The following is a 20,502-nucleotide window of genomic DNA, read 5'->3' as shown; positions in this document are numbered from 1 at the left end:
GATTTTTATGATGGGTTTTTATAATGGGCAGGCGAGGTTTTTATGCAGCGAGTTTTTCCGCAAAAATGGCTTCGATTTCCTCCTGAGCGCGGCGGTAATCGATCTTGAGAGTGCCGAGCCGGGCATTGCCGGCGGCGATGCGGTCGAGCGTTTTCTGCGTCACTGGGCGTGCCGCCTTGGCGGCTGCTTCGCTCTCGGCCAGATCGCCATGGCTGTGCAGCGCAATGTCCGAGCCGGCATCGAGCACCTGTTTGACGCGCTCGGGCAGCGTGCCTTGCAGGGATTCCATAAAGATGCAGTCGGAGATCAGCACGCCGTCATAACCAAGATCGTTTCGGATCACCTCGTGCATGGTTGGCGAAATCGAGGCGGGCAGTTCCGCGTCGTATTCGGAGTAAACCACATGCGCGACCATCGCCCACGGTGTGTCCTTCAATGCCACGAAGGGTGCAAAATCGGTCATCGTCAGGATTTCTTTGGAGGCGTCCACGACCGGGCGTTCCTTGTGGCTATCCAGCGTGGCGCGGCCATGGCCGGGAATGTGTTTCATGACAGGCAGGTTGCCGGTTTCCAGCAGCCCATCCACCACTTCGCGACCGAGTGCGGCGATAAATTCCGGATCGGGACCGAAGGAACGCGCGCCGATGACGTCGCTGGTCGTCTCAAAAACCAGATCGAGCACCGGCGAACAGCCGCTGGAAAGGCCAAGCTCCGACATCATCGAACCCATCGCCTGCGAAGACAGCCGCAGCGCCTTGCGGCCAGCCTCGAAGTCCTTGCGGGCAAGCTTGGCAAACTCGCCAAAACTGCGAAACAGCGGCCATGGCCCGCCATCGAGATGCTGGACACGGCCGCCTTCCTGATCGGTAAAAACAGGGGCATCGGCACGGCCGACCGCCTCGCGAAAACGCTCGATCAGGATTTTTGCCTGTTCGGGATTGCGCAGATTGCGGCGGCCGACAAACAGGCCAAGCGGGTTGGTGTCGGCAAACAGCTTGAATTCATCGTCGGAAAGGGTCGGGTTGGGCAGGCCGACAAACAGTGCGAGCGGTGTCGAGGACATGAAAATGGTCTCCGTATTCAGGATTGTGTTTTCGGGCGCCGCAGCATGCCCTCGTAAATGCCCTTGTCGCGGGCCGGAATTTCGATCGCGCCGACGGCGCTTTTGTAAAAATCGACAGGCCCGGCATCGCCGATGAAGGCATAGGCGTGCCCGAGCGTCTTCATCGTCTGCAGGCAATCGGAAAACAGCGACAGGCCGATGCCGCGACCGCGCGCCTCTTCCGCCACGCCGGTCGGGCCGAAAAAGCCGCGCGCCGTCGTGTCGTAACAGGCAAAACCGAGCAATGTGCCGTTTTCCACTGCAATCAGGCAGGCGATCGGCTGGCGGGAGAAGGCGACGGAAACCTCGCTTGCCCAATTGTCGCTGAAGTTTTCACGCACCCATTCGATGACAAGATTCATCTCGGGCGGCAGGGCGGGTCGAATGGTGGCGAAATTGCCATTGGCCTTTTTTGCCAACGCGCTAACTTCCGAGCCATACAGGTTCACCAGCATGTCCGGCATCTTACCTCCTGCTTCCATAAAAATGGAATAGACGCCATTATTTTGATCTAGGTTCGATCATAGGTGTGGCGTTGTCAAGTGGACAGGGTATCGCGTTGGCGAGCCTGGCCTGTGTATAAGGTCAGGCGGGCGCCTATGGGTAAGCCCTTTGCATAAAGGCCAAAAGCCAAAACTATTCCAAAATGGAATGGCCCATTTCGTTTTATCATTAGACATCGGCGACGACATCGTTCCATCATGCACAAAATATCAGCGTGCACATAATATATGCACTGCGATATCCTTTTGTCTTGGCGGAGGCGGTTTGCGGGAATGCAAGAGCAGGGTGCAAGAGACAGTTTTTACCTCGATGTCGATGCGCGGCATCGGCTCCATGTCGAGGAGCACGGGCATCCCGACGGCATTCCCGTCGTCATCCTGCATGGTGGTCCCGGCGCCGGCATGTCGCGCAAGCAGATCGAAACCTTTGACCTCGCTATTTTCCGCATCGTCATCTTCGACCAGCGCGGTGCCGGCCGCTCCACGCCTTCGGCCGATCTCATCGACAACACGACGGATGCCCTGATTGCCGATATCGAGGCCATCCGTGAAAAGCTCGGCATCGATCGCTGGATTGTCGCCGGTGGTTCCTGGGGCAGCTGCCTGGCGCTTGCCTATGGCCAGAAGCATCCGCAGCATTGCCTGGGTTTTCGCCTGCACGGCATCTTTCTCGCCGGACGCGAGGATATCGACTGGTGGTTCAATGGCGTGCGCGCAATCTTCCCGGATCAGTGGGAGGATTTTGCCGGTTTCATTCCCGAGGGCGAGCGTGGCGATCTTCTGGGCGCCTATTATCGCAGACTGACGAGCGGCAATGCCCATGAAGAGGCCGCAGCCGCACTGAGCCTGCGCGGATTTTCAGCCAAGACACAGACATTTCTGCCCGATCCCGGTCATGTGGCGACCCTTCTGGAGCCGAAGGCGGCGCTCGCCGTGGCTCGTCTCTTCACCCACTACTGCATGCATGGCGCCTTTCTCGAGCCCGGCCAGTTGCTGCGCGATATCGATCGCATTCGTCATCTGCCCTGCGAGATCGTACAGGGCCGTTACGATACGGTGACGCCGATGGCGTCCGCATGGCGTCTGCACAAGGCATGGCCGGAAGCCGCCTTCGTCATCGTCACGGAAGCCAATCACCAGTCGACCAAGGGGCCGTTGTTCGACGAGTTGAAGAACGCCACCGGCCGGCTGCACAACAGATTGCTGGCCGCAGCGCCGGTCGCTCGCATGAAAGGTATCGGCGCATGACAAACGCTTTTGACGCTGCTGCCATCACACCATTCCTCGAAATCCGCTCGGTCAAATCGCCGGCGGTGTCGCCGGATGGCCAATGGCTGGCTTATCTGTCGGATGCCACCGGTTTCCACCAGCTCTGGGTTCAGCCATTTGCCGGCGGTGAGGCAAGGCAGGTCACCGATATGCCGGAACCTGTCGGGGCTTTCGCCTTCAATCCAAAAGGCTCGCAAATTTTTTTCACCATGGATTGCGGTGGGGACGAGCGCCATCAGTTGTGGTTGCTGCCGGACGTGAATGCAGCACCCGTGCCGCTGACGCAGGCGCCGGCCGTCGTGCATATGTGGGGCGCATGGTCGCCGGATGGCCAGCGTATCGCCTATGCTTCAAATGGCCGCTCGCCCTATGACATGGATGTGCATGTCATGAAGATCGCCACGCGCGAGGTCGCGACGGTCCATATCGGCCGCGGTATGCGCGAAGTTCTGGCATTCTTCCCCGATGGCAAGTCGTTGCTGGTGCGCGAGTCCCTGCGCTCCGGCAATGATCAGGATCTCTATCGCCTCGACATCGAAACCGGGTCGTTGACGCCTTTGATGCCGCATGAGGGCAAGGCGCGATATCTCGCCGCCCGCCTGTTCAAGGATGGCAGCGGTGGCCTGACGGTTTGCGATCAGGACAATGATTTCATGGCAATCCGCCCGTTTGGTGCGGAAGGCGGCCGTGCTGCGCCGGTGGTTACGCTCCCCAACCGCAATGCCGAGGCGCTGGCGCTGTCGCCCGATCAGACACGTTTTGCGTTCCTGATCAATGAGGATGGCTGGAGCCGTATCGCCACCGCCAACCGTGATGGCAGCGATGTGACGACATTCGAAAACCAGCCGGTCGGTGTCATCACCTCGGTTGCGTTTGCGCCGGATGGCCAGTCGCTGGTGTTTCCGCTGGAAAGCGCCTCAAAACCGTCCGGCATCTGGAAGCTTGATTTTTCCACGGCCAGTTTCGAGCAGCTTGTCTCCGGAAACACGCATGGTGTCGACACGACCGGTTTCATCGAACCGGTCGTCGAATGGTTCGAGAGTTTTGACGGCCAAAAAATCCCGGCTTGTGTCTACACGCCGTCATCGCCTGCACCTGTTGATGGTTATCCCGTTCTGTTCATCGTCCATGGTGGACCGGAAATGCAATGGCGGCCGGATTTTCGCGCTGACGTGCAGTTCCTGTTGAGCCAGGGTGTTCTGGTGGTCGCCCCCAATGTCCGCGGCAGCACCGGTTACGGCCGCACGTTCCACCAACTCGACGACCGCGAAAACCGCATGGATTCCGTCGCCGACCTGCGCGCCATTCGTCTCGCCATCGGTAGCCGCGATAATGTGAACGCAAACCGTATCGGCGTGTTCGGCCGTTCTTATGGCGGCTTCATGGTCCTCTCGGCGCTGACGGAAGACCCCGACCTCTGGTCGCTCGGCATCGATTTTTACGGTGTCGGCAATTTCCTCACCCATCTTCTTGCCACCGGTCCCTGGGGCCGCCAGCAACGTGTCGCCGAATATGGTGATCCGGCAGTTATGCGCGAAAAACTCGAGCGCTTTTCGCCGATCAACCGCATCGGCCGCATGAAGGCGCCGCTTCTGATCGTCCATGCCAACCGTGATCCGCGTGTGCCGATGGGCCAGAGCGAAGACGTCTATTCCTGCCTGAGCGGCCTCGGGCACGACTGCGAATACCTGCGGATCGACCATGAGGGGCACGGTTTTGCCCGGCTGGAAAACCGGTTGACCGTGTTTTCCACCTTCGCCCGCTTCCTTGAAAAACACCTTTGAACACAAGTCTTATTGGAGAGAGAAATGCAGAACAGTGAGCCGATCTGGGATCTGGTCGACGAACACAGGGCGGAATTCGAAGCCCTGAGTGACCGCGTCTGGGGCATGCCCGAGATCGCCTATACCGAATATGCCTCGGTTGCCGAACATGCCGCCATGCTGCGCGAGCAGGGTTTTTCCGTCACCGAGAACGTCGCCGGTATTCCGACCGCCGTCATGGGTGAAGCAGGCGAGGGCGGCCCGATCATCGCCATCCTCGGCGAATATGACGCGCTGCCGGGTCTCAGCCAGGAAGCCGGCATTGCCGAACCGAAGCCAATTCCCGGCACAGGCCACGGTCACGGTTGCGGCCACAATCTGCTCGGTTCGGCCGCCATGCTGGCCGCAACCGCCATCAAGGATTGGCTGGAAAAGACCGGCAAGCCCGGCCGTGTGCGGTATTACGGCTGCCCGGCCGAAGAAGGTGGCGCTGCCAAATCCTTCATGGCCCGCGAAGGCGCATTTGACGGCGTCGATGCCGCCATCACCTGGCATCCGAGCGCCTTCACCGAGGTCGCCAAGGCGCAGTCGCTCGCCAATACCCGCATGGACTTCAAGTTCACCGGCCGCTCCTCGCACGCTGCCGCTGCCCCGCATCTCGGCCGCTCGGCGCTCGATGCCGTCGAGCTGATGAATGTCGGCGTCAATTATCTGCGCGAACACGTGCCGGATTCCAGCCGCATCCATTACGCCATGCTCGATTCCGGCGGCATTGCGCCGAACGTCGTGCAGGCCAAGTCGGCCGTGCGTTACGCCATCCGTTCGCGTGACCTCAAGGGCATGCTGGACCTCAATGATCGCGTCAAGCAGGTCGCACTCGGCGCCGCGATGATGACCGGCACCACGGTCGATATCTCGATCATGAGCGCGGTCTCCAACCTTCTCGGCAACCGCCCGCTGGAAGAAGCGATGCAGCGCAATCTCGAGCGTCTCGGCCCTGTGCCCTTCGATGCCGAGGACAAGGCGTTTGCCGCAAAAATCCAGGCGACGCTGAGCGATGAGGATATCGACAACGCCTATCTTCGCACCGGCGTGCCGCGTCGCGAAGAGACGCCGCTTTGCGATTTCATCGTGTCGCTCGATACGCATGGCGAACCGATGATCGGCTCGACGGATGTTGGTGACGTCAGCTGGCTGATGCCGACCGTGCAGGCGCATGCGGCAACGATTGCCATCGGCACGCCGGGTCATTCCTGGCAGGTGACGGCACAGGGCAAGACGCCGGCCGCCCACAAGGGCATGACCCATGCCGCCAAGATGATGGCCGGCACGGCAATCGACCTTCTGGAAGACGCAGACCTGCTCGCCGCCGCCAAGGCGGATCATCAGGCGCGTGTCGGTAAGACCGCTTACGTCTGCCCGATCCCGGCCGACGTGCAGCCGCCGCTGCAGCCGCGCCCGAAGGAGGCCGCCTGACATCCGCAGTGCCGGGGGCGGGAAAAAGCCCCCGGCTCAAAAATCAGCGTTCAAGATTCGAAAACAAGGGGAACTGAAAGCATGATGACGAAACATTTTTCCAAGCACAAAAAGGCCATCGCCGCCGCTGCTGCCGCAGCGCTTCTCTCCTCCATCGCCCTGCCGGCGCAGGCCGCAACGCCGGCTTCGGCGCTGGTCATGGCGTGGAACATCGATGCCATCAGCACGTTCGATCCGGCCCAGGTCGGCGAGGTCGTGACCAACGAACTGTTGCAGAACACCTGCGATTCACTGGTGGATTTCGATCCCAAGGACGAATCCAAGGTCGTGCCTCTGCTCGCCAAGAGCTGGGATGTCTCGGAAGATCGCAAGCAGATCACCTTCCATCTCAATGAAGGCCTGAAATTTCCGGGTGGTGCACCGGCAACCGCCAAGGAACTCGCATGGTCGATGCAGCGCGTCGTCACGCTGGGTTACGGCAATGCCGCGACGCTGACCGAATACGGATTCAGCAAGGACAATGTGAAGGATCGCATCGTTGCCAAGGATGACAACACGCTGGTCCTGACACTCGACAATCCGTATCCGACCAACCTCATTCTTCAGGCCGTCGGCGCCAACCGCGTTTCGGCGCTGCTGGACCAGGCGACGCTGACCAAGAATGAAATCAACGGCGATCTTGGCAACAAGTATCTGGCCACCAACACCGCCTGCGTCGGCCCTTACAAGCTGGTGCAGTGGAATGCCGGCGAGTCCATCGTTCTGCAGGCCAATGACGATTATTATGGCAAGGCACCCAAGTTGAAGCGCGTGCTCATCCGCCACGTTGCTGAGCCGGGCACGCAGCGCCTGCTTCTCCAGCAGGGTGACGTCGATATCGCCCGTGACCTGTCGCCGGACGATCTGGCCGATCTCGATGGCAAGCCCGGCCTGAAGGTCGAGCGCGTGTTGAAGCCGCAGCTGTTCTTCTGGACCTTCAACGCGCTCGATCCGGTCTTCAAGGACGAGAAGGTGCGCCTCGCGATGCGTTACCTGATCGATTATGATGGTCTCGGCAAGTCGGTGATGAAATATCTCGGCGTGCCGCGCGCAAGCTTTGCCCAGCTCGGCGCCACCGGTGCTCTCGATGCCGAACAGGGCCAGCCCTTCAAGCTCGATATCGAAAAGGCCAAGGCACTGCTGACCGAAGCCGGTTATCCCAACGGCTTTGAAGCAAACGTGCTGATCGGCACGCTGCCGCATTCCGCCCCGATCGCCCAGAGCATTCAGCAGAATGCCTCCAAGGTCGGCGTCAAGCTCAACCTCGAGCGCATGGCCAATGCCCAGCTGTTTGCCCGCATCCGGGGTCGCGAATTCCAGACCGGCATGCTTGCCTGGCAGACCAGTGTGCCGGATGCGCACGGCAACGCCTCTCGTCTGGTTTACAACCCGGACAACCGGCCGGAAGCAAAGCTGACGCAGATGCCTTCGTGGCGGTCGGCCTTCCAGAATGAGGCGTTTAACACACAGGTCAAGGCAGCACTTCTCGAAGGCGATCCGGAAAAGCGCAACCAGATCTATTACCAGCTTCAGAAGGACGTCATGGAAAAGGGCCCTATGGCCATCATGTTCCAGATGTATAACATCCTGGGCATGAGCGATAAGGTTCAGAATTGGACCTGGAACGGCTTCCGCGTTTATTACGACCTGGCCTCCAAGTAAGCGGCCCGATCATGGCGGACCTCACTCACTCGATTCCCCGCAGCAATGCGGGGAACGGGACGAAGCCAAACCCGGTTCTCGTCGTGCTGAGCATTCTCGGCAAGACGCTGCTGCCGGTCTTCGTCACCCTGTTCGGCCTCGCGGCCCTGACATTTTTCATCGGCAGAATGCTGCCGATCGATCCGGTTGCCTCCATCCTCGGCGATAACGCCACCCAGGAGGCTTATGAAAAGATGTCGGCGGCGCTCGGCATGGACAAGCCGCTCTGGTATCAGTTCGGCGTCTATGTGAAGGGCATCCTGTCGCTCGATTTCGGTGATGCGCTGACGACGGGCAAGCCCGTTATCGACGACATCGCCCGTGTCTTTCCAGCCACCATCGAGCTTGCCACGCTGTCGATCATCATCGGCACCGGTTTCGGCATTCCGGCCGGCGTGCTGTCGGCCATGTACCGCAATTCCTGGCTGGACAATGCCATCCGTTTCACCGGCCTGATCGGTTATTCGGCGCCAAACTTCTGGCTCGGCCTGATGGGGCTTGTCCTGTTTTACGCCACGCTCGGCTGGATCGGCGGGCCGGGGCGCATCGATTTCATCTATGAATTCGATATCGAACCGATCACCGGCTTCTACCTGATCGACACCGCATTGGTGGGCAACTGGGAAGTGTTCCGCAACGTTTTCGGCCACATCATCCTGCCGGCCTCGATCCTCGGTTTTGGCGCGCTTGCCTATATCAGCCGCATGACGCGCTCCTTCATGATCGAGCAGTTGAGCCAGGAATATATCGTCACCGCCCGTGTCAAAGGCCTGTCCTGGGCACGCACGGTCTGGATCCACGCCTTTCGCAATGTGGCGGTGCAGGTGATGACCGTCGTGGCGCTCTCCTATGCCTTCCTTCTCGAAGGCGCGGTGCTGACCGAGACGGTGTTTGCCTGGCCCGGTTTCGGCCGCTACCTCACCAATGCGCTTCTTGTCGGTGACATGAATGCGGTCGTGGGCTGCTCGCTCCTCGTCGGCGTCATTTTTGTCACCCTCAATCTCATCTGCGATCTTCTTTATCGCGTCTTCGACCCCAGAACCCGCTGAGGCCGCCATGACTGACAAAGCCATAACTTCGCCGGCCGTTGCCGCCGCTGCCCATACCGGGCTTGCGGCCTGGCTGCGCGCGCCGGTTCCGACCTCGCCCTCGCATGCCCGCATGCAGCAACTCTGGCTGCAATGGCGGCGGTTGCGCGCCAACGGTTCCGCGCTGTTCGGATTGTGCGTTATCGTCATTCTGCTGATCGCGGCCACCTTCGCGCCGCTGCTCGCCACGCATGACATTTTCGAGCAGAACCTTGCCACACGCCTGCTGGCGCCATCGATGGAGCATTGGCTCGGCACGGATGAACTCGGGCGCGATGTCTATAGCCGCCTCCTGTTCGGCGCCCGTATCACGCTTTACATCGCGCTTCTGACCACCGTCATCGTCGCGCCGATCGGCCTGATCGTCGGCACCACGGCCGGTTATCTCGGCGGCTGGGTCGATACGGTGCTGATGCGCATCGTCGACGTGTTTCTGGCTTTCCCCAACCTCATCCTCGCGCTTGCCTTCGTCGCGGCGCTTGGGCCTGGCATCGAGAATGCCATCATCGCCATTTCGCTCGCCTCATGGCCGCCGATCGCCCGCCTTGCCCGCGCCGAAACGCTGACCATCCGCAAGTCGGATTACATTGCCGCCGTGCGCTTGCAGGGGGCGTCCAGCCTGCGCATCATCTTCGGCCATATCATGCCGATGTGCATTCCCTCGGTCGTGGTGCGCGTCACGCTCAACATGGCGGCCATCATCCTCACCGCCGCCGGCCTCGGTTTTCTCGGTCTCGGCGCCCAGCCGCCAAGCCCGGAATGGGGCACGATGCTGTCGTCGGGCCGTGAATTCGTGATGACCAGCTGGTGGATCGCCGCCATTCCCGGAACCGCCATCCTCATCACCAGCCTTGCCTTCAATCTGTTGGGCGATGGCCTGCGCGACGTACTGGATCCCCGCCATGGATAAGCCCGAGGTTGCACCCCTTATCGACGTCAAGGATCTGACGATCCGCTTCGAGACACCGCAGCGCACGTTTGATGCCGTGCGCGGCGTGTCCTTCACCATTGGCCGGGAAAAGGTCGGCATTGTCGGCGAAAGCGGCTCGGGCAAATCCCAGACTGGCCGCGCGCTCCTGAAGCTGACGCCAAAAGTGGCGACCATCAGCGCCGCCCACATGCGCTTCAAGGATACCGACCTTCTCGCCGCAAGCGAAAAGGACATGCGCAAGATCCGCGGCAATCACATCTCGATGATCCTGCAGGACCCGAAATATTCGCTCAATCCGCTGATGCGGATCGGCCAGCAGATTGTCGAAGCCTATCGCCTGCACCACAAGTCACCGAAGGCAGAGGCGCGGGAAAAGGCGCTCGCCATGCTGGAATCGGTGCAGATCCGCGATCCCGAGCGGGTGTTCACCCTCTTTCCGCACGAAGTGTCCGGCGGCATGGGCCAGCGCATCATGATCGCCATGATGCTGATCCCCGAGCCGGATCTGATCATCGCCGACGAACCCACCTCGGCATTGGATGTGACGGTACGCCGTCAGGTTCTGACCATTTTGGATGAACTGGTAACGCGGCGCGGGACCGGGCTGATGTTCATCAGCCATGACCTCAATCTCGTCGCCGGTTTCTGCGACCGGGTGCTCGTCATGTATGCCGGCCGCATCATGGAAGATCTGCCGGCCAAGGACCTGCACAAGGCGCAGCATCCCTATACGCAGGCACTGTTGCAGAGCCTGCCGCGCCTCGACAGCGAAACCGAGGAACTGAAAGTGCCTGTGCGTGATCCGGCATGGCTTGATGGTCCCGTCTATCGCAATGGAGTTTTGGCATGACACCGGCCATGAAACAGACAAGACCGCTTATCGAGGCGATTGGCCTCTCCATCAGCTTTGGTCCGCAACATGCCCGCAACCGCGTCGTGGATGACGTGTCCTTCCGCATCGGCAAGGGCGAGGCCTACGGCCTGATCGGCGAATCCGGCTGCGGAAAGTCGACGATCCTGCGGGCCTTGTCCGGCCTCAACGATGATTATGACGGTGCGCTCACCCTCAATGATCGCGAACTGCCGAAAAAGCGCGAAAAGGATTTCTTCCGCCGCGCCCAGATGGTGTTTCAGGATCCATACGGTTCCCTGCATCCCCGCAAGATCGTCGAAAAGGTCCTTTCCGAGCCGCTGCGCATTCACGGCTTCGATCGCCATTCGGAACGTATCGCCGAAACGCTGGATGCCGTCGGTCTTGGCGCCTCGTTCCGCTATCGGTATCCGCACGAACTCTCCGGCGGCCAGCGCCAGCGTGTGGCGATTGCCCGTGCGCTGATCATCGAGCCAGAGATCCTGCTGCTCGACGAGCCCACCTCGGCGCTCGACGTCTCGGTACAGGCGGAAATCCTCAATCTCCTGAAACGCCTGCGGGTGGAGCGAAACCTCACCTATCTCATGGTCAGCCATGATCTGGCGGTCATCGCCCATATCTGCGAGCGCGCCGGCATGATGTACAAGGGGCGTATCATCGAAGAACTGACGTCGCAGCAGATCCGCAAGTCCGAAGCAAAAGAGGATTACACGCGGGAGTTTCTGCAGGCGAGTGTCGAGGCCGTGGAGCGCAGCCCGGAGGTGGCGGCATGAGCAGGGTGCCATCCTCTGCCGAGACGTCGATAACCAATCCGGGTGCCGACTGGCAAGCCTACGAAAATCCCGCTGCCGCAGGGTTCAGCGAGAAGAAACTGGAAGCGGTGCGCGCTGTGGCGGCATCGCAGGCCACCGACATGCTGCTCGTCATCCGCCACGGCAAGGTGGTCCTGTCGATCTGTGATGCGGGACAAAAGTTTCTCTGCCATTCGATGCGCAAGAGCTTTCTGGCGGCTCTGATCGGTTTCGAGGTGGAGGAGGGGCGGATCGATCTATCGGCCACGCTGGAAAGTCTGGATATCGACGATCGCCAGCGTTTAAGCGCGGTCGAGCGACAGGCAACCATCTATGATCTGCTGACGGCCCGTTCCGGCATCTACCATCCGGCCGGTTATGAAACGCCATGGATGCGCATGATCAAGGAGAGGCGCCATTCGCACGCGCCGGGCACTTTCTGGTGTTACAACAACTGGGATTTCAACGCGCTTGGCACGATCTTCGAAAAGCTGACCGGCGAATCGGTGCATCAATCCTTCCTCCGCCGCATCGCCGGGCCGATCGGCATGCAGGATTTCACCATCGACGGCGAAAAGCCGGATGGCTGGCACGAGAGTTTTCAGATCAGCGAACATCGCGCCTACCCCTTCCGCATGTCGAGCCGCGATCTCGCCCGTTTCGGTCAGCTCTACCTGCAAAACGGTGTTTGGAACGGCTCAGCCGTTCTGCCTGCCGGCTGGGCCCAGGAATGTGTGCTGCCTTATTCGCATGCCGGCGCTCTTGGTGGTTATGGCTATATGTGGTGGCTGGAGCGTGAGGGCGTGTTTCTGCCGGGCGTCATCACGCCGAAAGGCAGTTATGCCGCCAACGGTGCCGGCGGGCATTATTGCCTCGTGATGCCGGCGCTGGACATGGTCGTCATCCACCGCGTCGATACCGAAAAGGAAGGACGGTATGTCACACGCTTCGGCGTCGGAAAGCTGTTGCGCCATCTTCTGGCAGCGCTCGACGATACGTCCTGAGTGCGGCTGCCTGCAAACATTTGTTTCCCATGAACCGTGCTCCCGGCGCGGCCGGGATGGTGCATGTCCATTTTTCCAGAAAGAGTTTTCGCAATGACCGTCATCGAAACCATCGCAGCCTGGTGCGCCGCACCACCTGCCACCAGCGAAACGGCCCGTCGCCTTGCCCGCGAAGCGATCAGCGATACGATCGCCTGCCTTTACGCCGGCCGCAACGATATGAGCACGCTGGCGGTTTCCCGCGCGTTCGGCTGGCAGCTGGCAGGTGAGGCGGCGCTTGTCACCGGTGGCCGGCAATCGCCCTCCGTCGCGGCCCTGATCAACGGCACGGCGGCGCATGCGCTCGATTACGACGATAATTTTCGTCCCGGCATGAGCCACGCCTCCGCCGTCATCGTGCCGGCACTGCTGGCGGTGGCGGATCGCGTCAATACCAGCGGCAAGGCGCTGGTCGATGCATATCTTGTGGCCTTGCAGGCACAGGCCTTTGTCGGCAGCGGCGTCGCCGGCTCGCATTACACGGCCGGCTGGCACGGCACTTCCACGGTCGGCAGCATCGGCACGGCGGCCGGTGTCGCAAAACTCATCGGTCTCGATGCTGCCGGCATTGCCCGAGCACTCTCGCTTGGCGCCAGCATGGCCTCCGGCACCAAGGGCCAGTTCGGCACGCCGGTGAAGCCGTTCCACGCCGGCATGGCGGCGCGCAATGCCGTGGAAGCCGCGCTGCTGGCGGCGGAAGGTCTGCGCGGTCGTCTCGATATTCTCGAAGGCGAACAGGGGTTTCTGGAGATGTTCGGCGGTGAAAACCCTAAAGGCTATGATATCGCCGAGATTGCCGCGACGCGCGATCACACGGTGGAAACGGTCGGCGTCATGCCAAAGCTGCATCCCTGCTGCGGCTCCACGCATCTCATCGTCGATGCGGTGCTCGACCTGATGAAGGACACGGATATCGATCCGGATGCGATCGTTTCCGCCGAATGCCATGTCGGCATCGCCAATTACCGCAATCTTGCCTATTCCGAGCCGAAGGATGAAATGCAGGCACGTTTTTCCATGCAATATTGCCTTGCTCTGGCGCTGCGCAGAAAAACGCTTTCATTGTCGGATTTCACACCTGATGCCGTGGAGATTTTTGCAAAGGACGCGTTGCTGCCGAAAATTTCCATGACACATTACAGCGCTGCGGAAGAGGCCGAGGCGATGAGCTATCTTCCCCACACGCTGAAGATCACGCTGATGGATGGCACGATTCTCGAAACCCAACGCGCGGCAGCACGCGGCGGCATCGCCAATCCGTTTTCGCAAGCCGATCAGCGCACGAAATTTTTCGATTGCCTGAACGATGTGGCCGGCGCCGAGACGATACATTCACGTCTGCAGTCCCTCGAAAACCAGAAGGATCTGCGTTTCCTCGGCACGTTGTTTGACAACCAGTCGGTTGCGGCTTGACGTGAATTACGGAAGCGAAACACGGTCGGTCAGAATGCCGACCTCTTCCGCCCGTTTCCAGAAATGGCCGGCACTCTTGCAACGCAGGCGATAGGATCTGTAGAGGCGGATTTCGACCGTAATGTCGTGCTCCGGTTCCGCAGCCCGCACCAGCTGGCCGCTCCGGATCTCGTTGACGGCAAGGCTTTCCGGTATCCAGGCAAGGCCATGACCGGCCATCGCCATGGCTTTCAGGGCGGCGGACATGGCGTTTTCATAAACAGTGTTGAGCCGGAAGGGCGCCTTTTCGAAAATCGCCTTCGGCAATGCCTGCGCGAAAAACGAGCTGTCGCGATAACTCAGATAATTCACCGGCTCACCGTCGAGCGTCAGCCGGTGCAGCGGTTCACCGTTGTTGTCAGGTGCGGAGATGGCGATCACCCGTTCCGAACCGAGCGTCAGGCAGGGGTAATCGGCCAGATCGCGGATCGCCGGCACGCAGTCATGCGCATAGGTCAGCAGGAAATCGCATTCGTTGCGAAACAGTTTCGAAACATTGCCGGAAAAGGACGAATAGGCCTCAGCAAACCGTGTGCGGAATGGTGCGCCATTCGCCTCTATCCTTTCCATCCAGACCGGAAAGAACGTCAGAACCAGCGTGCTCATCGTGGCGAAAGACAGTATTTCGTCGGAAGCCTCATGCCGCTGGCGGGTTTCCTCACGCAGCGCGACGATGGAATCCACGGCCCGTCTCGCCCGTGGCAGAAAGCTCTGACCCGCTTCGGTCAGCCGGACCGGATAGGTGGAGCGGTCGATCAGCGGCAGACCGGCCCATTCTTCCAGCTGGCGGATTCGGCGGCTGAGTGCCGATTGGGTGATGTTGCGGTCATTGGCAGCCAGCGTAAAATTCATGAAATGCGAGAGGCTGAGGAAATCTTCCAACCATTTGAGTTCCACCGCTCCGTCTCCGTTCTTCCCGGCACGGCCGGAAAACGGCAGTTCCAGAACAAGAATTCAAAGCGCGTACCATGCGGTCTGCCGTCCGCCCTTGCAAGTGTGTTGCGATCACGTGCAGCGGTTCGGCAGTCTCATTTTCGGCATTCATGCCATCAGCGGCGCATCGGTCATTTTTTGCTTGCCAATGCGCCGCTAATTCTCGGGAAGTGTTTGCTATTTCACGAACAGCTGACGCGGAAAGTGGGTGAGCTTTTCATAGCCTGTTTCGGTAATGGCGATGGTTTCCGACATGCCGAATCCGCGCGCCAGAACGTAGGTGTGGAATGTCTGGCCCGGCTCGAAAACCCAGTCGCATCCGGCCGCCGCTTCCAGTGGTTCGCCACCATTGGGCTGCAGCAGCAGGCCAACGGAATAGAAGGTCTTGTTGGTATAGGTTTCGCGCAGGCCCGCAGACAGCACGCCGTCGCGATAGATCGCGTCGGGAATGCCGGCGGAAACACCCGGCTTCACCTCGCGCATGGCGGCATCCTGAATGGCGATGAGCTGCTCGACAACCTTGTGGTCGTCGTCCTGGACGGGGCCGACGCGGATCGGCCGCATGAAACGGGCGTGATAATGCCGGACATTCGGCGTCGTTTCGATCTGCACGATATCGCCGGCTTCTAGAATCCGGTCGGAATAACCGCCATGCAGATGAAAGGCGCGCTCGCCGGAAGACATCACGCCGGGGCCGGGCAGGTCGCTGCCGGCGCGGATCATCGCGGCACACACTTCGGCGGCCATTTCGCGTTCGCTGACACCGACGGCGGCGCTGTCGATCGCCGCCTGCATGCCGGCTTCGGCCGCCTTGGCGGCGCGGCGCTGATAGGCGATTTCCGCGGGTGACTTGATCAACCGCATGCGCGGCGTCATCAGGCTTTCATCCTGCCATTCGATGCCGGGAAGCGCCGATTTCAGATATTCGTAACGACCCGCAGACAGCGGCCAAGCGGAAAGTTCGATACCGAGCTTCGCGGTTTTGCCGATGCGGCTGGCAATGGCGTCGGCTGCCACCTTCATGCGGTCGTCGCTGTCGCTCCACATCACCCGGTCTGAAAACACGCAGGTGCTGTCGAGATAATATTCCTCGACATCGCGGCAGAACAGGGTCGGTTCGCCCTCGGCCGGAATGATGGCGAATTGCAGCGTGCCATAGGCGCGGGTGAAATAACCGGTCAGCCAGGTCACGGTTTCCGGCAGGAAGGCGATCAGGCCATCCAGCTGCTTTTCCCGCAGCGTCTTTTGGACACGGGCAAGGCGCTCGAGAAATTCTTCGCGTTCGAACCAGTAGGCAGTTTTTACCATTGTCATTTTCCTTGAGGATCAGCCGTTCTGGACGAGTTCGGCAAAGCGCGTCAGCATGGTCTTGGCTTCCGCCGCCTCATGCGCCTGCGCCTTCAGGTCGTCGATATTGGCGCCGTCCTTTTCCATCCGCTCGCGGTTTTCGTCGAACCAGATCACGGCCTGCGCCTTGGTGACTTCTGGATGGCCCTGAATGCCCCAGATATCCTCGTCCTTGTAACGCCAGATCTGGTTCGGGCAGTCGTCGGAATAAGCCAGCACCGTCATGTCCGGATGCTGCGCCTTCACCTCGTCATTGTGCCAGACGAACATGTGGACGTTTTCGACCAGGTCGCGGGCCAGCTTGTCGGTGGCGGCAGCTTCGGTCAGCGGCAGGTCCTTGTAGCCGATCTCGCAGGAGGTGCGGCGGAACACCTGATCCTTGCCGCACAGCGCCGAAGCCAGAATCTGGCTGCCGAAGCAGATGCCGAGCATGGGAATCTGCTTCTCCGCAGCCTCCTGAATCAGTTCGTGTTCGCGCAGGATGAAAGGCACGTCTTCATAGGCGCCATGGGCGCTGCCGGACAGAAAAATGCCGTCATAACCATCCAGCGAAGCCGGAAACTGGCCGTCATAGGCCCAGTATCGATCGACCTTCAGGCCCCACGCCTCGAACCTGTCATCCAGTTTGGCAACCGACTGAAATTTGCGGCCATTGCCGAGATAAAGAAGGCGCCCTGCCATGTCATTCCCCGTTTTAATTTCTGAACACCATTGGTATACCGATGGTGTTCGTGGTGCAATCGCGAAATCCGATGTCGGGGCGACGCTGTTGTGCGATAGTACGGAGCAGACGAAAGGGCAGGCATGCGTATCGATCTCAATTCCGATCTCGGCGAAGGTTTTGGCCCCTGGGCGATGGGCGATGATGCCGCCATGCTCGACATCGTCAGCACGGCCAATATCGCCTGCGGTTTCCATGCCGGTGATCCGGATATCATGCGGGCCACCGTGCGGTTGGCGAAGGCGCGTGGTGTGGCGGTCGGCGCGCATCCCGGTTATCGCGATCTGATCGGTTTTGGCCGCCGCCGTCTGCCCGGCGTCACCGTGTCGGAGGTGGAAACGCTGGTCGCCTATCAGGTCGGCGCACTTGCCGCGGTCTGCGCTCTCGAAGATCACCCGATGACGCATGTGAAAACCCATGGCGCGCTTGGCAATGTCTGCGCCGATGACGATGCCATGGCGCTGGCCGTTGCCCGCGCCATCAAGGCGGTCGATCCAAAGCTGGCTTTCATGGTGATGCCGGGCACGGCGACCGCGCGCGCCGCAGATGCACTGGGCCTGACCGCCATCAACGAGATTTATGCCGACCGCACCTATGCCGACACGTTCAACCTGTCGCCGCGCTCCGAGCCGGGTTCGGTCATCCATGATGCGAAAATGCTTGTCGAACGCGTCATGGAGATGGTGTCGGCAGGACGGATCACCGCGACCTCCGGCAAAACTCTGTCGGTGCCTATCGATTCCGTCTGCGTGCATGGCGATACACCGGGCGCGGTGGAGATGGCAAAAACCTTGCGGGTGGGTCTGGAAGACAACGGCTGGAGGATTGCGCCCGGTTTGTCCAATATTTAGCCCCAAAACCGCCTGTCACCCGGACGGCAGAGACTGTTGAGCGCGTCCGCAAGGCGTTTCTGGTCGTGGATAAAAAGCTCTTCGGCAGCATCGGCGGAAATCGCCTTGAACCGGAAATGTTGGCCGCTCGGCATTTGCGCAAGGCGGGCGAGATCGACCGAGGCGACAGTGGCGATTTTGGGGTAACCGCCGGTCGTCTGGCCATCGGCGGACAGCACGATCGGTTTGCCGGAACCCGGCACCTGAATGGAGCCGACCACGGTCGCGTCCGAAATGATGTCATGTCCCTTGTCAGCCGTCAGCGGCGGCCCGTCCAGCACCATCGCCATCCGGTCGCGCGACGCGGTCACCTCGAACGGCCCGGTGGTGAAGGTCGCCCATGTCTCGCGGTCGAAATAGTCGTCCTGCGGACCCGGCACGACCGTGATCGGCTCCGGCCTGCGAAAATAGGGCAGGCCAAGTGCCAGCAGTTCCAGATCGCCCGGTTTACCGAGGGGCAACACGTCACCCGCTGCAAGTTTGCGTCCGTCGAGGCCACCAAGCCCGGTGCGCAGATGCGTGGAACGGCTGCCCAGCACCGGTGTCGTGGTGATACCCCCCGAGATGGCGAGATATCCCCAGACGGCGCCGCGCAGGGCGCCGATTTCTAGGTTTTGGCCTTTGCGCAGGATATGGCTTTCCCACGGCGCAACAGGCTGCCCGTCGATCTCGATCCGGCAGGCGCCGCCCGTCACCGCGATCATAACGTCCTCATCGGCCTCGATCGCGCCACCGGCCAGAGCGAACTCGATGGCAGCGGCCTCAAAATCGTTGCCGACAAGCGCATTGGCAATGGCGTGAGATGCACGGTCTATCGCGCCCGACGTGGAAACGCCGAACGCCCGAAAGCCGTAACGGCCACCGTCCTGAATGGTCATCAGCGGACCATGGCGCAGGATTTTCAGAGTTCTGCTCACGGAGCAATCTCCCGCACGATGACATCACCTTTCGCCGCGCGCTGATCCAGATCTGCAGCTTGGTCCGCCTCGATGCGGCGAAAACGGATGCGGTCGCCGGCCACGAGAAGAAACGGCACGTCGCGTTTCGCATCGAACAGTTTTGCCGGCGTGCGGCCGATAAAACGCCAGCCGCTCGGGCCGGGCAGCGAATTGATACTCGACTGTTTTCCGCCAATACCGACGGCACCAGCTTCGATACGTTGGCGCGGAACGGCAAGCCGCGGTGTATGCAGGATTTCGGGCAATCCGCCGAGATAGGCAAAGCCCGGCGAAAACCCGATCATGTAGACCCGGTATTCGGCTCCCAGATGCAGGCGGATGATGTCCTCAACGGATAGCTCTTTCTTCCGTGCCAGATCATCGAGATCGGCCGCATGTTCGCCCCCGTAAACAATGGGGAACTCGAAAATCCGTCCGCCCATATCGGCGGCGCCCTTCAAGGCGGCACGCTGCATCAGTTCCGTTGCCATCACCGAACCTCGCACCACTTGCGGATCATAGATCACGGTGAGCGATCGATAGGTCGGAACCGTTTCCAGTAGCCCTGCGGGCGGTTCTGTCGAAAGAGACGCATCGAGCGCCAGAACCAGCCGGTTCGAGGTCTCGTCGATCGTGTTGGAAAATTCCACCGTGACGGCACGGTCACCCGCCCGGATGATGCGCGGGTAGCTTATCTCAGGCGGGTTGGACATCGCCGATCCTGTCCAGTTCGGCCAGAACCTTGGTCGCCACCTGCATCCCGGTCTTTTCCAGCGCTTCCCGTGTCGAACCGCCGATATGCGGTGTCAGGATTAGGTTGGGACATTTTAGCAGCGGATGCCCGTCCTCGATCGGTTCATGGTGCAGCACGTCCAGCCCGGCACCGGCGATGGTGCCGGTGTTGAGCGCATCCGCCAGCGCCTGTTCGTCGATCAGCGTGCCGCGCGCCGTATTGATCAGCAGCCCTTGCGGGCCGAGCATCGCAAGCCGGCGGGCATCGATCGTCGGCGTCGCTTCGGGCACGCCGTGTAGTGACAGAATGTCGGACCATTCGCAGAGCTGGTCGATATCCTGCATCGGCAATATGCCGTCCTTGATCAGATCCGCGTCCGGTGTGAAACGCGACGAAACCGCAACCTGCATGCCAAAAGCCAGTGCCAGGCGTGCGACCAGCCGGGAAATATTGCCGTAGCCGATCAGCCCCAGCCGGCGTCCCGAAATCTCGAATGTCGGATGGGTGACGCGAAAATTGCCGTTTCCGGTCCGCGAGGCATGGTCGGCGGCGATCAGCGATCGCGAACAGCCGAGGATCAGCGCCATCACCAGTTCGGCGACCGATTGCGCATTGGCGCCCGGCGTATTCACCAGCGGTATGTCGCGTTGCGCCAGCGATGGTTTGTGCACCTTGTCAGTGCCGGTGCCATGAACGCCGACCACTTTCAGATTGGGAGCGGCGGCAATCTCGTCGGCCGAAAGACCGTGGTTGCGGGTGATGACGACTTCTGCCTCGGCAAGATGCGGCCGAAGCGTATCGAGGCGCGTATCTGCCGCGGTATGAACCTGAAGCCCTCGGCTTTCCAGAAGGCGGATCGCCGTTTCGGCGATTGGCTGGACGATCAGGCACTTGCGCGGCGAATGTGGCAT

Annotated in this window: 19 protein-coding genes; 11 read left to right on the top strand and 8 right to left on the bottom strand. The window is 60.7% G+C overall.

Going from position 1 to position 20,502, the window contains the following annotated elements:
- Positions 1-40: 40 nt before the first annotated feature.
- The gene (locus EDF70_RS14550; protein WP_132274642.1) at positions 41-1,063 is read right to left on the bottom strand and encodes a glycoside hydrolase family 3 N-terminal domain-containing protein; all 1,023 of its coding nucleotides are present in this window, start codon (positions 1,061-1,063) and stop codon (positions 41-43) included.
- Positions 1,064-1,080: 17 nt separating this feature from the next.
- Complete coding sequence (locus EDF70_RS14545) at positions 1,081-1,566, bottom strand: GNAT family N-acetyltransferase (RefSeq protein ID WP_132274640.1); 486 nt, start codon at positions 1,564-1,566, stop codon at positions 1,081-1,083.
- Positions 1,567-1,878: 312 nt separating this feature from the next.
- On the opposite strand from EDF70_RS14545, the gene pip reads away from it, so the two are divergent.
- From pip to EDF70_RS14495, 10 genes are all read left to right on the top strand, one after another.
- Positions 1,879-2,853, top strand: a complete 975-nt coding sequence (pip, locus tag EDF70_RS14540) for a prolyl aminopeptidase (protein WP_245519172.1) — start codon at positions 1,879-1,881, stop codon at positions 2,851-2,853.
- Positions 2,850-4,658 carry a S9 family peptidase gene (locus EDF70_RS14535; protein WP_132274634.1) on the top strand — a complete coding sequence of 603 codons (1,809 nt, stop codon included), beginning with the start codon at positions 2,850-2,852 and terminating at the stop codon, positions 4,656-4,658. The genes pip and EDF70_RS14535 overlap by 4 nt, the downstream gene beginning before the upstream one ends.
- A 24-nt stretch (positions 4,659-4,682) precedes the next feature.
- A complete protein-coding gene (locus EDF70_RS14530; RefSeq protein ID WP_132274632.1) occupies positions 4,683-6,113 on the top strand; it encodes a M20 family metallopeptidase in 1,431 nt (476 codons plus the stop codon).
- 81 nt (positions 6,114-6,194) lie between these two features.
- Positions 6,195-7,814 carry an ABC transporter substrate-binding protein gene (locus tag EDF70_RS14525; protein ID WP_245519171.1) on the top strand — a complete coding sequence of 540 codons (1,620 nt, stop codon included), beginning with the start codon at positions 6,195-6,197 and terminating at the stop codon, positions 7,812-7,814.
- An 11-nt stretch (positions 7,815-7,825) separates the two neighbouring features.
- The gene (locus tag EDF70_RS14520; RefSeq protein ID WP_132274629.1) at positions 7,826-8,902 is read left to right on the top strand and encodes an ABC transporter permease; all 1,077 of its coding nucleotides are present in this window, start codon (positions 7,826-7,828) and stop codon (positions 8,900-8,902) included.
- Positions 8,903-8,909: 7 nt separating this feature from the next.
- Positions 8,910-9,851: a nickel transporter permease gene (gene nikC / locus EDF70_RS14515; protein ID WP_132274628.1), complete on the top strand. Its 942-nt coding sequence runs from the start codon at positions 8,910-8,912 to the stop codon at positions 9,849-9,851.
- Positions 9,844-10,722, top strand: coding sequence for an ABC transporter ATP-binding protein (locus tag EDF70_RS14510; RefSeq protein ID WP_132274625.1), 879 nt, complete (start codon positions 9,844-9,846; stop codon positions 10,720-10,722). Before nikC ends, EDF70_RS14510 begins: the two co-directional genes overlap by 8 nt.
- An 8-nt stretch (positions 10,723-10,730) precedes the next feature.
- Entirely contained in the window at positions 10,731-11,516 is a 786-nt protein-coding gene (locus EDF70_RS14505) for an ABC transporter ATP-binding protein (protein ID WP_207908256.1), read from the top strand.
- Positions 11,513-12,538 carry a serine hydrolase gene (locus tag EDF70_RS14500; protein ID WP_132274620.1) on the top strand — a complete coding sequence of 342 codons (1,026 nt, stop codon included), beginning with the start codon at positions 11,513-11,515 and terminating at the stop codon, positions 12,536-12,538. The genes EDF70_RS14505 and EDF70_RS14500 overlap by 4 nt, the downstream gene beginning before the upstream one ends.
- Before the next feature lie 93 nt (positions 12,539-12,631).
- A complete protein-coding gene (locus EDF70_RS14495; RefSeq protein ID WP_132274617.1) occupies positions 12,632-13,990 on the top strand; it encodes an MmgE/PrpD family protein in 1,359 nt (452 codons plus the stop codon).
- Positions 13,991-13,996: 6 nt separating this feature from the next.
- On the opposite strand, the gene EDF70_RS14490 is transcribed toward EDF70_RS14495, so the two are convergent.
- From EDF70_RS14490 to EDF70_RS14480, 3 genes are all read right to left on the bottom strand, one after another.
- A complete protein-coding gene (locus tag EDF70_RS14490) occupies positions 13,997-14,926 on the bottom strand; it encodes a LysR family transcriptional regulator (RefSeq protein WP_132274614.1) in 930 nt (309 codons plus the stop codon).
- A 213-nt stretch (positions 14,927-15,139) separates the two neighbouring features.
- Positions 15,140-16,270: a Xaa-Pro peptidase family protein gene (locus tag EDF70_RS14485; RefSeq protein ID WP_132274611.1), complete on the bottom strand. Its 1,131-nt coding sequence runs from the start codon at positions 16,268-16,270 to the stop codon at positions 15,140-15,142.
- Between the two features lie 18 nt (positions 16,271-16,288).
- Positions 16,289-16,990, bottom strand: coding sequence for a type 1 glutamine amidotransferase (locus EDF70_RS14480; protein ID WP_132274608.1), 702 nt, complete (start codon positions 16,988-16,990; stop codon positions 16,289-16,291).
- Between the two features lie 123 nt (positions 16,991-17,113).
- Between EDF70_RS14480 and EDF70_RS14475 the strand changes: the two genes are divergently transcribed.
- On the top strand, positions 17,114-17,881 hold the full coding sequence (locus EDF70_RS14475) for a 5-oxoprolinase subunit PxpA (RefSeq protein WP_132274606.1): 768 nt from the start codon (positions 17,114-17,116) through the stop codon (positions 17,879-17,881).
- On the opposite strand, the gene EDF70_RS14470 is transcribed toward EDF70_RS14475, so the two are convergent.
- The 3 genes from EDF70_RS14470 to EDF70_RS14460 are packed head-to-tail and all read right to left on the bottom strand — an operon-like array spanning position 17,878 to position 20,502.
- Complete coding sequence (locus tag EDF70_RS14470; RefSeq protein ID WP_132274603.1) at positions 17,878-18,837, bottom strand: biotin-dependent carboxyltransferase family protein; 960 nt, start codon at positions 18,835-18,837, stop codon at positions 17,878-17,880. The two genes, EDF70_RS14475 and EDF70_RS14470, sit on opposite strands and share 4 nt — an antisense overlap.
- Positions 18,834-19,571, bottom strand: a complete 738-nt coding sequence (gene pxpB / locus EDF70_RS14465; protein WP_132274600.1) for a 5-oxoprolinase subunit PxpB — start codon at positions 19,569-19,571, stop codon at positions 18,834-18,836. The genes EDF70_RS14470 and pxpB overlap by 4 nt, the downstream gene beginning before the upstream one ends.
- Entirely contained in the window at positions 19,555-20,502 is a 948-nt protein-coding gene (locus EDF70_RS14460; RefSeq protein WP_165932032.1) for a hydroxyacid dehydrogenase, read from the bottom strand. The genes pxpB and EDF70_RS14460 overlap by 17 nt, the downstream gene beginning before the upstream one ends.

The organism is Neorhizobium sp. JUb45, assembly GCF_004343585.1.
Taxonomy (GTDB): domain Bacteria; phylum Pseudomonadota; class Alphaproteobacteria; order Rhizobiales; family Rhizobiaceae; genus Neorhizobium.
Note: the sequence above shows the minus strand (reverse complement) of the source record. Positions and strands in the feature narration are given on the sequence as shown.

Bases quoted from the DNA above. Each gene is read 5' to 3' on its own strand.
- EDF70_RS14525 (WP_245519171.1), top strand. From the start codon at position 6,195: ATGATGACGAAACATTTTTCCAAGCACAAAAAGGCCATCGCCGCCGCT.
- EDF70_RS14475 (WP_132274606.1), top strand. From the start codon at position 17,114: ATGCGTATCGATCTCAATTCCGATCTCGGCGAAGGTTTTGGCCCCTGG.
- nikC (WP_132274628.1), top strand. From the start codon at position 8,910: ATGACTGACAAAGCCATAACTTCGCCGGCCGTTGCCGCCGCTGCCCAT.
- EDF70_RS14460 (WP_165932032.1), bottom strand. From the start codon at position 20,502: ATGCCACATTCGCCGCGCAAGTGCCTGATCGTCCAGCCAATCGCCGAA.
- EDF70_RS14520 (WP_132274629.1), top strand. From the start codon at position 7,826: ATGGCGGACCTCACTCACTCGATTCCCCGCAGCAATGCGGGGAACGGG.
- EDF70_RS14535 (WP_132274634.1), top strand. From the start codon at position 2,850: ATGACAAACGCTTTTGACGCTGCTGCCATCACACCATTCCTCGAAATC.
- EDF70_RS14545 (WP_132274640.1), bottom strand. From the start codon at position 1,566: ATGCCGGACATGCTGGTGAACCTGTATGGCTCGGAAGTTAGCGCGTTG.
- EDF70_RS14500 (WP_132274620.1), top strand. From the start codon at position 11,513: ATGAGCAGGGTGCCATCCTCTGCCGAGACGTCGATAACCAATCCGGGT.
- EDF70_RS14550 (WP_132274642.1), bottom strand. From the start codon at position 1,063: ATGTCCTCGACACCGCTCGCACTGTTTGTCGGCCTGCCCAACCCGACC.
- EDF70_RS14485 (WP_132274611.1), bottom strand. From the start codon at position 16,270: ATGGTAAAAACTGCCTACTGGTTCGAACGCGAAGAATTTCTCGAGCGC.
- EDF70_RS14510 (WP_132274625.1), top strand. From the start codon at position 9,844: ATGGATAAGCCCGAGGTTGCACCCCTTATCGACGTCAAGGATCTGACG.
- EDF70_RS14530 (WP_132274632.1), top strand. From the start codon at position 4,683: ATGCAGAACAGTGAGCCGATCTGGGATCTGGTCGACGAACACAGGGCG.
- EDF70_RS14505 (WP_207908256.1), top strand. From the start codon at position 10,731: ATGAAACAGACAAGACCGCTTATCGAGGCGATTGGCCTCTCCATCAGC.
- pip (WP_245519172.1), top strand. From the start codon at position 1,879: ATGCAAGAGCAGGGTGCAAGAGACAGTTTTTACCTCGATGTCGATGCG.
- EDF70_RS14480 (WP_132274608.1), bottom strand. From the start codon at position 16,990: ATGGCAGGGCGCCTTCTTTATCTCGGCAATGGCCGCAAATTTCAGTCG.
- pxpB (WP_132274600.1), bottom strand. From the start codon at position 19,571: ATGTCCAACCCGCCTGAGATAAGCTACCCGCGCATCATCCGGGCGGGT.
- EDF70_RS14495 (WP_132274617.1), top strand. From the start codon at position 12,632: ATGACCGTCATCGAAACCATCGCAGCCTGGTGCGCCGCACCACCTGCC.